Raw genomic sequence first — 14,101 nt, 5'->3', positions numbered from 1 at the left:
CATGCAGCTGGACGGCAGCAAGCTCTCCGGCAAGCCCACAAAGGTATACACGGACGGCAAGGACGTGACCTTTACATTTACCGCGAAAAACGGCAACACCGCAGACCTGACTTTGAATTTCCTGGTGGCAAAGGCTGACCCGACAGTGAAAGTTGCTGTGGACGGCGACACCCACACCGAGGGCGACCTTGTGAGCGAGCTGAAGCTGATTCTCAGCGGAAACAACACCAAGGGTCTGGCGGAAATTATCAGCGAGATCAAAGCACTGGCTGCCGGTGAAAATACCTTGACGTGGAAGTTTACGCCGGAGGACAGCGAAAACTATAACGTTGTAACCGGCACGGTTGTGGTAAATGCACAGACCACAACAACAACGACCACCACAACTACTACGACAACAACGACGACTACAAACGAAACAACTGCAACAACTGAGGAAACGACTGCCACAAACGAAACAACTGTCACAACCGAGGAAACAACTACCACAAGCGAAACGACTGCAACAACTGGGGAAACTACTACAAACGAAACAACTGCAACAACTGAAGAAACTACTACTACAAGCGAAACAACCGCAACAACCGAGGAAACAACTACCACAAACGAAACAACCGCAACAACTGAGGAAACTACTACCACAAGCGAAACGACCGCAACAACTGAGGCAACTACTACAAACGAAACAACTACAACAACCGAGGAAACTACTACTACAAACGAAACAACTGCAACGACCAAGGCAACAACTGCTACCAACGGAACGACCTCCGCAACCAAGGCAACGACTGCCACAAGTGGAGCAACTTCCGCAACCAAGGCAACGACTGCTATCAGCGGAACGACTTCCGCAACCAAGGCAACAACTGGAAAATACCCTGACGTGGAAGTTTACGCCGGAGGACAGCGAGAACTATAACGTTGTAACCGGTACAGTTGTGGTAAATGCACAGACTACCACGACAACAACAACGACTACAAACGAAACAACTTCCACGACCAAGGCAACAACTGCCACCAGCGGAACGACTTCTGCGACCAAGACAACGACTGCCACCAGCGGAACGACTTCTGCGACCAAGGCAACGACTGTTACCAGCGGAATAACCGCGACAACTAAGGCAACTGCTACCACAAACGAAACGACCGCAACAACTGAAGAAACTACTACTACAAACGAAACAACTGCAACAACTGAGGAAACTACTACCACAAACGAAACATCTGCCACCACCGAGGAAACTACTACTACAAGTGAAACAACCGCAACAACTGAGGAAACTACTACTACAAGCGAAACAACTGCAACAACTGAGGAAACAACTACCACAAACGAAACAACCGCGACAACTGAGGCAACTACTACCACAAACGGAACGACCTCCGCAACTAAGGCAACGACTGCTACCAGCGGAATGACTTCCACGACCAAGGCAACTACTACAAACGGAACGACTTCCACGACAAAGGAAAGCACTACCGCAAGTGAAACAACTATGACCACAATCACTAGTGCTTCCAGCACAGAATCCACCGCTGCAACATCAGCAACCACGATCACAACGGCAGCAACTACAAGCGTGACCAACATTGCAGACGAGGATCTTTGCAGCTGGGCGATCAACGATTACCAGAAAAAGACGGGTATCGTACCTGCAAATGCAGAAATCACCGCACGCCTACAAGCGTGACCAACATTGCAGACGAAGATCTTTGCAGCTGGGCAATCAACGACTACCAGAAAAAGGCGGGTATCGTACCTGCAAATGCAGAAATCACTGCTCGTTCGGAGGAAGCTTGCGAGATTACGCTGACCGACGAAAACGGCAATGTGCTGGACGTTTATACCGTTGACCCGAAGACCGGCACCGGTACAGATTCTTCCAACGCAGAAGTCAACCTGCCTCAGACCGGAAACAACTCCATGACAAACTGGCTCCTGTGCGTGGGTGCGGCAATGTTCATGGCACTCGGATTCGGTGCGGTAAAGGCGTCTGGTATCTTCAAACGGAAAGAGGATGAGTAAGACCAAAAGCAGTGGATGATGTTCCTTTCAGGACTGCTTGCAATTTTGATTGGTGTCAGCATCCTTGGATTTTTCGGTGTGAGAAAGTGCTACCGACTTTATCAAAAACAAATGCTGATGAAAAACAATCCAGTTGTGGAAATTGCAGACCTGAACATCAAAGCTCCCATTTTAGAGGGAACTGACAATGAAACGCTCGCCAAAGCGGCAGGGCATTTCAAGGATAGCGGCGATTTTGGCAAGGGTAATTACTGCATTGCTGGGCACAGCAGCACATTGTACAAAGAATATTTCAACAATCTGAAAAATGTGGAGATCGGCATGGAAATCACGCTGTATGACAAGCAAAAGCAGGCGTATCATTACACTGTGACCGAAAGCAAAATCGTCGATCCGGATGCTGTCTGGGTGCTTGATGATTTCGGCGATGACAGAATCACCATCATCACCTGTACCGATGACGGAACACAGCGACAGGTTGTGGTAGGACTGCTGAATTGATTTTTTGGTTTGCTTAACCATAAATGACCGTAACTAGGTGAAACCCATTAGCATCGTAACCAAGTTAAAGTGATTCAGTGAAAAAACGAAAAATTCACGCAGTTTCGGACTTTTCCCATTGTGAAAGGTTGTAAATAAGTGATTTTACCACTGTAAGCATCGCCTCCACCATAACTGCACTTAACCTTTGATACAAAAGGTTAAGTGCTTTTTTATATCCAAACTGATGTAGTATAATAAAACTTGACACCCTAATCTCAAAGGGATAAAATAGAAAAAGAAAAAAATGGAGGAAAAAGGAGTGTCAGAAAATAAACAATATGAAAATGAGTACAAAGTGCAGGCAGTAAAGCTTGCAAAAAAGATAGGTGCGGTAAAAGCAGCAGCAGAGGAGCTGCAAATCCCTGTCAACACGCTGTACGGCTGGATACAAAAAGTAAAAACAGCCGAGCTGGACATCGGCTGCGGAGAACGCAGCCCGGAAGAATTTCAGAATATCGCCGAAGAAAACAAGCAGCTGAGAAAGCGGATCAAAGCATTGGAAAAAGAAAACAAGCGGCTAAGCGAAATAAATGAGTTTTTGCGAAATGAATGAGTTTTTGGAGGATGCAGCGGCTTTTTTCGCTGCCGGCCGTCAGAAATCGGGAAAGAACAAAGGTTGATGTATATTGCAATCCGGACAGATGACGGCAGAAACATCGGAAAAATCAGTTTTTACTGCAACACGCTGCAAGTCAGCAGACAGGCTTTCTATGATTATCTGAAACGCAAAAAGAAGCCATGGAAGTATCAGCCGCTGGCAGATGCAATGCTGAAGCTCCATGCTGCGGACGAAGAAAACGCAAATTACGGAAGAATCCGCATGTTTCAGGCACTTCATATTCCGCTTTGACTATCGCTGCTTAACTTCAAAATCCTTGCGGTTAATGTGTCAAGTGTTATTGACAATTTCATTACATCACTTCCTGGAAACCATCTCTGCTGTTCCGCAAGTGCTGGACAGCTTTGATGAGGAGCTATGGCGAGCAACGATAGAAAAAGTGACGGTGTTCCATGATGGGAAAATGATTTTTCAATTCTTAGACGGAACAGAAATCCAAGGTTAAAACAAACCGGCGCATCTTGCGAATATCATCGCAGGTACGCCAGTTTCTCTTTGTCTTGAAAACGGGTGCATTTCAAAAAATTTTGGGTGCATTTTTGCCCACAAAAAAACGTTTACGCAAACAGAAAACCGGTTCAGAGGGAAATCTGAGCCGGTTTTTCTGCTTTTGAACACGTCCCAAAGAACGATTACTTTTTGAAATCCACGCTGTTTCGCTGGCTTTTGGGCATAAAAAAGCACCTCTAAATTGTATCAAAATAGAGGTGCAAGTATGGTGGAGGCGATGCTTACAGTGGTAAAATCACTTATTTGCAACCTTTCACAATGGGAAAAGTCCGAAACTGCGTGGATTTTTCGTTTTTTCACTGAATTGCTTTAACTGGGTTACGATGCTAATGGGTTTCACTTAGTTACGGTCATTTATAGTTAAGCAAACCAAAAATCAATTCAGCAGTCCAACCACAACCTGTCGCTGTGTTCCGTCATCGAAACGTCCTGCTGTTTTGGAAGCAGTCAGTCCCGAAAGGAACATCATCCACTGCTTTTTGGTCTTACTCATCCTCTTTCCGTTTGAAGATACCAGACGCCTTCACCGCACCGAATCCGAGTGCCATGAACAATGCCGCACCCGCGCACATGAGCCAGTTTGTCATGGAATTGTTTCCGGTCTGAGGCAGGTTGACTTCTGCGTTGGAAGAATCTGTACCGGTGCCGGTCTTCGGGTCAACGGTGTAAACGTCCAGCACATTGCCGTTTTCATCGGTCAGCGTAATCTCGCAAGCATTCTTCGAGCGTGCGGTGATTTCTGCATTTGCCGGTGTAACACCGGTTTTCTTCTGGTAGTCGTTGATCGCCCAGTTGCAAAGATCTTCGTCCGCAATGTTGGTCACGCTTGTGGTAGCTGCTGGAGGCGATGCTTACAGTGGTAAAATCACTTATTTGCAACCTTTCAAAATGGGAAAAGTCCAAAATTGCGTAGTTTTTTCGTTCTTTTCACTGAATCGATTTAACTGGGTTACGATACTAAGGGGTTTAACTTAGTTACGGTCAGAAAGAAAGGAGTTCAATTCTCCTTGCCTCCACCAGACGCAATATTATACCAAATTTCTAATTTTTCTGCACAGTGGAAATATTTGTATTTTGCCGTGTATAGTTCAACGAGAAGGCACAGAGTGGTTTTTAGATTGCGGTTGATACATTGCCTTGATTTATTCACAGATATGTGTTATGATTGGTGAGCGAGGTGATGTAGTATGATTCAAATTGCGATTGTAGATGATGATGCAGGTTTTACCTCGTCATACAGAAAAATAGTAGAGAACTTTTTCATTGAAAATGATGTAAAATATGAAATCCATTATTATACGAGTGCCATAAAATTCAAGGAGATTACAAGTAATTTAAGCTTTGATCTGATTTTTCTTGACATTGATATGCCGGAAATAACAGGGTTTGATATTGCTATATATCTTGGAGAAATCCAATCAGAAGCTTCTATCATTTTTGTTTCAAGCCATAGCCATCTGGTATTTCAATCAATACATTACAGACCATTCCGATTCCTGCAAAAGGATCACTTGCTTCTACAGACCCGTGAGGCTGTAGAAGCTTTCTGCCAGTTGATGAAAGAAGATGAGAACAGCATTACGCTTCTCTTGGAAGATGGATCCCGTTCTATAGAAAAGCTTAGAAGAATACAATTTTTCTATTCACTCAGGCATAATGTCTTTTTTCATGTCAATGGTCAGAAAGAGTCTACACGTTTGCACAATCGCAGCTATTCCTTAGATCGATTGGAAAAAGAATTGTGGGAAAAAGGCTTTATTCGGATACACAAAAGCTATCTTGTAAATTATCGTTATATCTATTCTATACAAGAAGAAAGTGTTAGATTGATAGATCAGAGTGAGATCCCTATGAGCCGCAGAAAGTCATCTGGTATTAAGGAACAATATCAGTTTTTCTTGAGAAAAGGAGTATGGAAATGATCTGGACGATAGTGGAATATGCTGCAATTATAACGGAGTGCCTGATAGCGACAAGGCTGCTCCTTTTGTACTTTAAATTGAAATCGGATGATTGGAAGTATCTCAAGAGCATCATTTTATTCGCACCACTGTTCATCACTGACGTGATCGGTTCTTTTGGCGCAGCCAATGAAGTCTTTTTTATATTGACTTGTGTATTGTCAGAATTTATATTTGCAGTTATTTTTCTGCAGGGCAGCATCATGGAAAAATTGATGATATCTATCGTAAATTATGCACTTCTCTATTGCATAAATCTTCCGGTTATAGCACTTATGAGCGCATTGGCAGGCGTATCGACTGAGCAGATCGTATCACAACACAGCGTAGAAAGAATGATCTGCATCTTTATTTCAAAACTGATGTATTTTCTTGCGACGCAACTCATATTGTGGCTGCGCAGAAAAGAAAAATACCATTTCAGTACAAATGAATGGATCATCATTCTTTCCGCTTTCTTTATTACATTGCTGCTTGGTTTCTCCTTGTATATGATTACAACTGGCGGCACTAATACTGATTATATTTATATCATTGCAACCATACTGCTTTCCATGTTGGATATCATTGTGTTTGTATTTATGCGAAAGCTGAACATAGCAAGTGCAAGCAAAACAGAAAAAAAGCTCTTGCAGTTCCAGCTTCAACAGCAGAAAAAGCAAATGCAGCAGCTAAACGAGCAGTACAACAAAATATCCATTATGCATCACGATTATAAACATGAGATCTCCTGCATACGCAATCTGATCGAACAAAAAGAATATGATAATGCAATTTCTTATGCAGATACTGCCATCAGCAAAAGCAACAAAGCAATTCGAGTCTATGTGAACAGTTCAAGCTCTGTGCTCAATGCAGTTATCAATGATAAACTCAGCACTGCGCAGGCTTCCGGCATAAACACAGTTTGTCAAATCGATTCTGATATTCCCGAACACATGGAATATGATCTGAGTATTCTGCTTTCAAATTTACTGGACAATGCGATAGAAGCTTGTCAACGTGCTGAAGAAGCTGCATCTATCGATCTGACAATGTCGAAATTTATGGGATATTATCAGATACTCATAAAGAATACGATACCGGAATCTGTCCTGGCGAGCGATCATGGTCTGAAAACAAGAAAAAGGGACAAGATCAATCATGGCTGGGGGCTTAGATCGGTAAAAGATATTGCAGACAGTTATGATGGGATGATGGATGTATATGAAGAGCAGAACAATTTTGTCGTTAACGTAATGTTGAAAATAAAATAAAGCAAAATCAATCCCCCAACGGCAGGAAAACTGTACGTTGGGGGATTATGTATTGATTATTATACATAAGTGCGATATGATTATCTGGAAGGAGGGTGATGGAAATTATCACAATTCTTGCAAGTAACATATCGCTCTTTTTATATAAAAACAATATTGTTGATAGACATGATTTAGAAATATATCAGTATGGATTTGAGATGATTATTTCTACAATATTGGGATTCATAATAACGCTGATTATAGGCATAATTCTGAATATGTCATTGCTGTCTATAGCATATTATATCATATTTGTATTTTTGAGACAACTTACTGGAGGCTATCATGCGAATACATATTTGAAATGTAATACACTATTTGCTATCATAACTTTTACCACACTTGGAACAACTAAATTGTTGTGCAAAGTTGGTAAATACAACATGATATTACTTTTGATAATTGTATTATTTTCACTCTTTGTTGTATTGCGCTATGCTCCAGTGGAAAATCCCAATAAGTCTTTAGGCCAAAAACAGATAAAACAAAATCGTAAAGTTTCTCTATTTTCATTCGTCTTTTTTAACTTACTTAGCTTTATTTTGTACTTTTCCATGATAAAAGCTTCACTTCTTATTTCCCTTACACTATTGAATATAACACTGCTGATTGTAATATCAAAACTAAAGGAAGGAGATGTTTGCGATGAAAAAGAACATTCGTAAAACTATGCTGAACATAGTGGCTGCTATGGGTAGAATTGCGGCAATAAAAGCAGCAGGTTCTGTTTCATGGGCAGGTCTACATCAGCCGAAAGAGCCTAATGAACTAAAGAAACAAAAAAATCATTTTCATTTTAATAACTGTATAGTAGTAATTTGTTTTTCTTATTTTTTTAAACAGAGATGCTAGAAAAAAATTTGTCTTATATTACTTGTAAACTACAAGCATAATAACAAGTAGTAAAGAAAGGAATATGCTATGAGTATAAAAAAATTTAAACGTATATTAAGTTTGACATTATCCATTTCATGTATGGCCTCTGCTTTTGTAATCCCAAATAACGTAAGTGCCGAAACAATGAATTTTGATGTAACAGGCGTCCAAGAAGAAGCAACATCTATTTCAGAATGCAAAGCATCTGCAATAAATCAATATAATAGCCAAGATTACGCTAACTCTAATATCCCTGGTGATTACAAGGTATTGTTTGTTCAGTGTAGCAACGTGATTAAGGATGGAAAAACTTATGCAATTGCAGATAACTCAACAAAAGATATTGTATTCGATAAAGCTGTAATCAACTATGAGCTTTCTGTTGAATCATTTGCTAAGAACAATGTTAATATCATAACAGAAAAGAAATATATTACTGACACAATCTCTGTAACGAATGATTATATTGCATATAATGACATTCAGACTTATCTTGATACACTTGCACCTGCTGGATATTATGACACGGTTCTTGTAACATGTGGTATTCCTGAAGATGATGGAATGATACGTGGAGTGGCAACACATAGAGCGTTCAATTATCAAACAAACTATGGATATGCATATATTTCATTAGTAGATGAGGATAATTCAATGATTAGCCAGTCTTATAACGCTTCTTATCCTTATTTAGTGACAACAAATGTCGCAATTCACGAATGGCTACATACTCTGGAATCGTATAGAGAATGGGGTATCGAATATCCTTATACGCATGGTTATCTTGATAGTGATAAAACCGCTGAATGTAGTCTTAATAACGATTTTAACTATTACAATTGTGGTACTACTGAAATGATTGGTTATACAAGTGATGATAGTGGCACTATGATACAAAGCAATGGTTCGTCTACTGACTATACATGGAAAACATATACAACTAGCGGGATTGAACCTAATTTGACTAACTTCTACAGAGCCGTTCTCTGTGCTGAAGTGAAGGACAAAAATGCTAATAGATATGTAGGCATGTATCCTGATTTTTGGAAAATAACCCCAAGAAAAATACATATAGGTACATATACACTTCAAGAGGATACAAGTGGAAAATATCTATATAACGATAATGGGGTTATTTCAAGTACGGAATCTCTTACAAACAACAATTCATTCCAATGGATACTTAAATACAATATTCTTGGGGAAAATATTTATGTTGGTTCACGTTCTGATACCTCAAAGTATTTCGATATATCAAACAGATATGTAACAGATAAATGTCTTGGGTTAAGTAGAGTTACAGGCTATGAAGACGCACAAACATTCTCATTTACAAGAAACAATGATGGTACATATAAAATGTATTGCACTAAAGTGGGTTATGCGTCTTATTTCATGAGGTTGTATAACGGTTCATTAGGTTTTTCTACTACTGATAATTATAGCAACTGGCATTTACAAAAGGTGAATAATGACGATGGACAGTACTATATCAAAAATGTATCAGCTAATAAATATTTAACATTAAACGGAACAAAATTAGGTGTGTCTGATTTTGCAGCATCAGATCAGCAAAAGTGGAATATTTCCTATTACGACAATGGATTTTACAAAATTAACCCATCAAGTAATTCGTCTTTGAATCTTGATGTTGCTAATAATTACGATTATGATGGCGTTCCAATTAGTCTGAATAATTGGACTGGCTATCCTACTGCGCAGACATGGCAGTTTAGATTAAATGATAACGGCTTTTATAGCATAGTTCCATTGGTTAGTACAACACGAGGTCTAACTTATTCTAATAATAATTTTAATCTGACTACATTGACTAACAATTCTACTCAGAATTGGATTATTGAAAAGGTTGATGGTGGCAAAATGATTTTTGACGGTCAATATAAAATTAAAAACGCTAACAATAAATATATTGGCTATTCAGGCAATTCGCTTACTTTAGGATCGACTGAAACAATATGGTCTATTACTGCATATGATAATAATTATTACTTCATATCACCTGTTGGAACATCATTTTACTGGGATGTAGCTAATAATTATGATATTCAGAACAATACTGTTGGACTACATTCCCGTACATCCTATAAAACAGCGCAAACATGGAAATTCATTCCACAAGTCGATGGCTCTGTAAGAATCATTCCAATGCTATCACAAACCAGAAATCTGACTTTTTCAAATTCATCTGCTGTAATATCTACAATTGGTGATAGTTGGTTTCTTGAAAAGGTAAGCTGATTTTCAGATATCTGTCTATTAAACAACATCTATAAAACTTATAGGTTTTTTATAATTTCAAAGGGCGCATATCAATCTATGTGCCCTTAATTTATACATCTAAAAGAAGGAAAGGGATTTTTATGAAGAAACGAGTATCACAGAATATCTTAAAAAGACTGAAGATCATCCAGCTTCTTGTTACTTTGATACTGCTGATTCTAGGAATTTTGGATATTTCAGGCGCATTATCTCTTGGCGTGCCAGACGGCAGTTTTACGCTTTTGGGAGCGGCTGCACTTATGATAACGACAGCACTTTTGATCATCAGAAAACATGACAGCCGCACTTTACGCTTCTTTTGCAAAACAGTTGTTGCTGCCACAATACTGGAACTCACCTTGTTCCAATTGCCATCCTATAGCATGCTTTTCGGTGATTACAGTCAGAAGATAATATTTCCGGCGGATTCTGAGGTTTCAAACGGCAATTTTACAATAGACAGTGAAAATAAGTCTGTCACGATTTCCGGGCCGGAACAAGTATACCTTGACTTCAAGGATATTCATATGACTGTGGGAAGTGTTGTGGCAGATGTGGATTTCGGCGAAAACACAAAACGTGTCAATCTTTTTCTTGATATATCTGATGTGACTCATAACGAAGAATTGAGAAATGACACTGCTTCTAATGTTATTGTAAAGGGCTCTGAAAGTTCTGAGTATATGCCGGTTCGCCTTTCTGGCGAGGTTTCAAGACTTAGGTTTAAGTTGTCCTGCTTTAACGATGGAGATACTGCCGTTATCAAGGCGATTCATCTGAATACGCCGATTCCCTTTGATATATCAGTAGTGCGATTCGGATTTCTTACATTGATTATTCCATTGTGCTATGGTATAGCCGTATCCGGTTTCCTCAGAAAGCCTTTTCACCAGACTGGTAAATTTACAACAGGAAGCATTCTCGGACTTACCATTACAGCTGTTATTCTTGCAACCTCTGTCATTATGATAAAACTTCCTGATGAGGGTTTTGCGTCTCGCTGGAACCGGAAAGCAGGCGATCAGATCACGCAGGAAATCGTTGACGCTTTTGAAAACGGTCAGGTTAACCTAATGATAGAACCGACACCTGAGCTTATGGCAATGGAAAACCCTTACGATTGGAGCGCAAGAAACGTCCAGGGGGTAAGCTGTGCATGGGATCATGTGTATTATAATGGGAAATATTATTCTTATTACGGTGTGGCTCCGGTGCTAACATTTTTTCTGCCATATCATAAGCTTACAGGAAACTATTTTGCAAGCGATATGGCTGTATGGATATTCTCCTGCATAGGACTTGTATTCTTTGGGCTGACGTATATTGCGATAGCCAAACGCTGGTTAAAATGTGTGCCCTGCGGCTGTATTATAGGCGGCTTTATGGTATTGCTGTCCGCATGCGGAATCTGGTATAGTGTAGGACGGGCAATCTTCTATGAGATCGCAGTTTCCTCAGGGTTTATGTATCTGACAGCAGGGGCGTATTTTCTCATTACCGCAAATATTCTTTCAAATGGAAAAATTTCTCTTTGGCGCACTGCTCTAAGCTCATTTCTTTTGGGCCTCGCAGTTCTGTCAAGACCAACTCTCGCTGTATATGCAATATGTGCAGCGGTGTTCCTTGCAATGTCTGTGAAAAAGTCATCAGACAGCATAAAGGGACGAATTGCATACATTCTTTCAGCTGTAATTCCCATCAGTATTCTGGGCGTATTTCAGATGTGGTATAACAATATCCGTTTCGGTTCGCCTTTTGATTTCGGTATTCAGTATTCCCTCACCATCAATGATTTTGTACATTCTCAGTTCCACTTCATATTCATGCTCATTGTCGTGTACAATTTTATTTTTGCAGTTCCAGGCTTTTCTACAGCATACCCATACATCAGTACGCCATTCGGACGCTTTAATGCAAATGGATATTACTTTGCAGATGCCGGCAACACCTCTGGTATACTATTCCTTGCACTGCCGGTATTTGGCTATCTTTTAAGCGGACATGCACTCCGCCGTCTGCCGGATAACCGAGCAAGACTGCGCTATGCATCTATGATAGGTCTTCCCTGTGTCATCATGCCACTGATTATTATCTGCTCTGTATGGGAAAGCGGTTATGCCGTCAGATACACAGCTGACTTCTCATGGGAGATCGTTATCGGTGCACTTCTTGTGCTTTTCTGGCTTTACAGAGAGAGCAAAAACGAAACGAAAAAGAATATGTTGAGAGGATTTGTAGGGGTATCTGTAATAGCTTCATTGGTGATAAATGTCGTTCAGATCATTCCATTTGCATTCCCTGAAAATGATTATCCTATGATTTGCAGAGCCATGCAGGATATCATAGGATTCTGGAATTGAGGTGTCGTTATGGATACATTATATCTGATTATTCCATGCTATAACGAAGAAGAGGTTCTGCCTGAAACTTCGAGACAGCTCAAAGCAAAGATGCTGCTCCTTATGGAAAAGAGGAAAATCAGCGCAGACAGCCGCATTGTATTTGTAAATGACGGATCTAAGGACAAGACATGGGAACTGATTGAAGCACTTCATAAAGAAGATCCCATCTTTCAGGGTGTGAAGCTGTCCCGCAACAAAGGTCATCAGAATGCCCTTCTTGCAGGGCTTATGACTGTCAAGAAATATTGCGATATGACCATATCACTGGATGCAGATTTACAAGACGACATCAATGCAATAGATGAAATGATCGAGAAGTATTATGAGGGGTGTGATATTGTCTATGGTGTGAGAAGTACAAGAGATACGGACACTGTCTTTAAGAGAAAAACTGCTGAAGGGTACTACAAGGTAATGCGGTTCTTGGGCGCTGATATTGTGTACAATCATGCAGATTACCGCCTTATGAGCAGACGTGCACTTGATGGACTGGAAAGTTTTGAGGAAGTCAATCTGTTCCTGCGAGGAATTGTGCCTATGATCGGCTATAAGAGCGACAAGGTATATTATGCCCGAAAGGAACGTTTTGCAGGCGAGTCAAAGTATCCACTGAAGAAGATGCTTGCATTTGCATGGGAAGGGTTGACATCTCTGTCCGTAAAACCGATCCGTATGATTATGACGATCGGAAGTCTGATTTTTCTTGTCAGCATAATCATGCTTATATATTCTGTTGTCAGATATGCAACTGGTGCAACAACTGTGGGGTGGACTTCTACGGTAGTATCAATATGGGCTATCGGCGGACTTCAACTTCTGGCTATTGGCATTATCGGTGAATATATCGGCAAGGTTTATCTGGAGACAAAACGCAGACCTAAGTTTATTGTAGAGAAGTATCTTTGTGGGGAAGCTAGAGAAAAGCATGATAAGTGTGATAAAGACTCATTCAAAAACAAGCAGGAATGCACAACAGAAATGGATTGAACATATTAAATAGAACTAACCGTCAGTAAAAACTAATACAATAAAAAAATCTCAGTACTTAATTGTGCTGAGATTTTTTACGATATATTGACTAATCAGACGATCCGGAGCTTTCTCATTGTGACCTGTTCTTTCCGTTACTTAGCAGAAGTACGTATTGGTTGAACCTTTCTTCTTCCCTCTGGTCAGATGCGGCAGCATTCCCTGATTGTACAGCTTGCTGACGGCTCCACTTATCTCCACGAGATAGCTGCTGATATAATCCGGGACGGTTCATTTCAATGATGTCCCGGACACGCAGCTGCTTTCCGTGGGTGCTTCTGCATCGGATGACACAAGCGATTGCCATCTGTGCTAACTTCTTGTTGGTATAGTTATAAGTAAGTACAAAAATCTGCTTCATAAAAATAGCCCCTTTCAAAATTCCACGTTAATTTCTTCACCGTCTTCTGCGATCTGCTGGAAAAGTGCTGCTTTCGCCTGTTCCTGCCGCAGCTTCTCGAGAGAGATGACCTTGACTCTCTGCCCGATGATGCCTTTCGGAAAGGAGAGTCCTTTCTCCTGCAGGAGCGGCTGCAGCTCTTCTTCGTTGATCGTCA

At 40.5% G+C, this 14,101-nt stretch carries 17 protein-coding genes; 14 read left to right on the top strand and 3 right to left on the bottom strand.

The features are described from left to right. From QZL66_RS01930 to QZL66_RS01900, 7 genes are all read left to right on the top strand, one after another. The coding region (locus tag QZL66_RS01930; RefSeq protein WP_022410079.1) for a hypothetical protein at positions 1 to 919 on the top strand (919 nt) is incomplete at its 5' end. A 19-nt stretch (positions 920 to 938) separates the two neighbouring features. Further along, positions 939 to 1,691 (top strand): hypothetical protein, encoded by a 753-nt coding sequence (locus tag QZL66_RS01925; RefSeq protein ID WP_022410078.1) that lies wholly within the window; start codon positions 939 to 941, stop codon positions 1,689 to 1,691. Further along, on the top strand, positions 1,688 to 2,026 hold the full coding sequence (locus QZL66_RS01920) for an LPXTG cell wall anchor domain-containing protein (RefSeq protein ID WP_022410077.1): 339 nt from the start codon (positions 1,688 to 1,690) through the stop codon (positions 2,024 to 2,026). Before QZL66_RS01925 ends, QZL66_RS01920 begins: the two co-directional genes overlap by 4 nt. A 117-nt stretch (positions 2,027 to 2,143) precedes the next feature. After that, complete coding sequence (locus QZL66_RS01915) at positions 2,144 to 2,527, top strand: class D sortase (RefSeq protein ID WP_293601770.1); 384 nt, start codon at positions 2,144 to 2,146, stop codon at positions 2,525 to 2,527. Between the two features lie 286 nt (positions 2,528 to 2,813). Next, a complete protein-coding gene (locus QZL66_RS01910; RefSeq protein ID WP_293601769.1) occupies positions 2,814 to 3,122 on the top strand; it encodes a transposase in 309 nt (102 codons plus the stop codon). Between the two features lie 66 nt (positions 3,123 to 3,188). Continuing rightward, entirely contained in the window at positions 3,189 to 3,419 is a 231-nt protein-coding gene (locus QZL66_RS01905) for a hypothetical protein (RefSeq protein ID WP_022410074.1), read from the top strand. 43 nt (positions 3,420 to 3,462) lie between these two features. Beyond that, positions 3,463 to 3,633, top strand: a complete 171-nt coding sequence (locus QZL66_RS01900; RefSeq protein WP_293601768.1) for a hypothetical protein — start codon at positions 3,463 to 3,465, stop codon at positions 3,631 to 3,633. Positions 3,634 to 4,183: 550 nt separating this feature from the next. Here QZL66_RS01900 and QZL66_RS01895 read toward each other — a convergent pair. Then, entirely contained in the window at positions 4,184 to 4,522 is a 339-nt protein-coding gene (locus QZL66_RS01895) for an LPXTG cell wall anchor domain-containing protein (RefSeq protein WP_022410073.1), read from the bottom strand. Positions 4,523 to 4,885: 363 nt separating this feature from the next. Here QZL66_RS01895 and QZL66_RS01890 point away from each other — a divergent pair, with 363 nt between their 5' ends. From QZL66_RS01890 to QZL66_RS01860, 7 genes are all read left to right on the top strand, one after another. Further along, a complete protein-coding gene (locus QZL66_RS01890) occupies positions 4,886 to 5,620 on the top strand; it encodes a LytR/AlgR family response regulator transcription factor (protein ID WP_022410072.1) in 735 nt (244 codons plus the stop codon). Further along, positions 5,617 to 6,915, top strand: a complete 1,299-nt coding sequence (locus QZL66_RS01885; RefSeq protein ID WP_022410071.1) for a sensor histidine kinase — start codon at positions 5,617 to 5,619, stop codon at positions 6,913 to 6,915. The genes QZL66_RS01890 and QZL66_RS01885 overlap by 4 nt, the downstream gene beginning before the upstream one ends. A 98-nt stretch (positions 6,916 to 7,013) precedes the next feature. Then, positions 7,014 to 7,622, top strand: coding sequence for an accessory gene regulator ArgB-like protein (locus QZL66_RS01880; RefSeq protein WP_022410070.1), 609 nt, complete (start codon positions 7,014 to 7,016; stop codon positions 7,620 to 7,622). After that, positions 7,603 to 7,809 carry a cyclic lactone autoinducer peptide gene (locus tag QZL66_RS01875; RefSeq protein ID WP_022410069.1) on the top strand — a complete coding sequence of 69 codons (207 nt, stop codon included), beginning with the start codon at positions 7,603 to 7,605 and terminating at the stop codon, positions 7,807 to 7,809. The genes QZL66_RS01880 and QZL66_RS01875 overlap by 20 nt, the downstream gene beginning before the upstream one ends. Positions 7,810 to 7,878: 69 nt before the next feature. Further along, a complete protein-coding gene (locus QZL66_RS01870) occupies positions 7,879 to 10,092 on the top strand; it encodes an RICIN domain-containing protein (protein ID WP_022410068.1) in 2,214 nt (737 codons plus the stop codon). A 122-nt stretch (positions 10,093 to 10,214) separates the two neighbouring features. Then, positions 10,215 to 12,473, top strand: a complete 2,259-nt coding sequence (locus QZL66_RS01865; protein ID WP_022410067.1) for a hypothetical protein — start codon at positions 10,215 to 10,217, stop codon at positions 12,471 to 12,473. A gap of 9 nt (positions 12,474 to 12,482) precedes the next feature. Next, positions 12,483 to 13,502 (top strand): glycosyltransferase family 2 protein, encoded by a 1,020-nt coding sequence (locus QZL66_RS01860; RefSeq protein ID WP_022410066.1) that lies wholly within the window; start codon positions 12,483 to 12,485, stop codon positions 13,500 to 13,502. 115 nt (positions 13,503 to 13,617) lie between these two features. On the opposite strand, the gene QZL66_RS01855 is transcribed toward QZL66_RS01860, so the two are convergent. Further along, positions 13,618 to 13,905: a hypothetical protein gene (locus QZL66_RS01855; protein ID WP_022410065.1), complete on the bottom strand. Its 288-nt coding sequence runs from the start codon at positions 13,903 to 13,905 to the stop codon at positions 13,618 to 13,620. A gap of 14 nt (positions 13,906 to 13,919) precedes the next feature. Further along, positions 13,920 to 14,101: hypothetical protein (locus QZL66_RS01850; RefSeq protein ID WP_293601767.1), on the bottom strand; the 182-nt coding region annotated here is incomplete at its 5' end.

This window comes from Ruminococcus sp. CAG:330 (assembly GCF_000437175.1).
Taxonomy (GTDB): domain Bacteria; phylum Bacillota; class Clostridia; order Oscillospirales; family Ruminococcaceae; genus Ruminococcus_C.
This window is presented reverse-complemented; position numbering and strand designations above follow the sequence as displayed.

Excerpts from the sequence above, each read along its gene's own strand:
- QZL66_RS01905 (WP_022410074.1), top strand. The coding sequence starts at position 3,189 with ATGTATATTGCAATCCGGACAGATGACGGCAGAAACATCGGAAAAATC.
- QZL66_RS01890 (WP_022410072.1), top strand. The coding sequence starts at position 4,886 with ATGATTCAAATTGCGATTGTAGATGATGATGCAGGTTTTACCTCGTCA.
- QZL66_RS01870 (WP_022410068.1), top strand. The coding sequence starts at position 7,879 with ATGAGTATAAAAAAATTTAAACGTATATTAAGTTTGACATTATCCATT.
- QZL66_RS01875 (WP_022410069.1), top strand. The coding sequence starts at position 7,603 with ATGAAAAAGAACATTCGTAAAACTATGCTGAACATAGTGGCTGCTATG.
- QZL66_RS01860 (WP_022410066.1), top strand. The coding sequence starts at position 12,483 with ATGGATACATTATATCTGATTATTCCATGCTATAACGAAGAAGAGGTT.
- QZL66_RS01880 (WP_022410070.1), top strand. The coding sequence starts at position 7,014 with ATGGAAATTATCACAATTCTTGCAAGTAACATATCGCTCTTTTTATAT.
- QZL66_RS01910 (WP_293601769.1), top strand. The coding sequence starts at position 2,814 with ATGGAGGAAAAAGGAGTGTCAGAAAATAAACAATATGAAAATGAGTAC.
- QZL66_RS01855 (WP_022410065.1), bottom strand. The coding sequence starts at position 13,905 with ATGAAGCAGATTTTTGTACTTACTTATAACTATACCAACAAGAAGTTA.
- QZL66_RS01865 (WP_022410067.1), top strand. The coding sequence starts at position 10,215 with ATGAAGAAACGAGTATCACAGAATATCTTAAAAAGACTGAAGATCATC.
- QZL66_RS01915 (WP_293601770.1), top strand. The coding sequence starts at position 2,144 with ATGAAAAACAATCCAGTTGTGGAAATTGCAGACCTGAACATCAAAGCT.
- QZL66_RS01885 (WP_022410071.1), top strand. The coding sequence starts at position 5,617 with ATGATCTGGACGATAGTGGAATATGCTGCAATTATAACGGAGTGCCTG.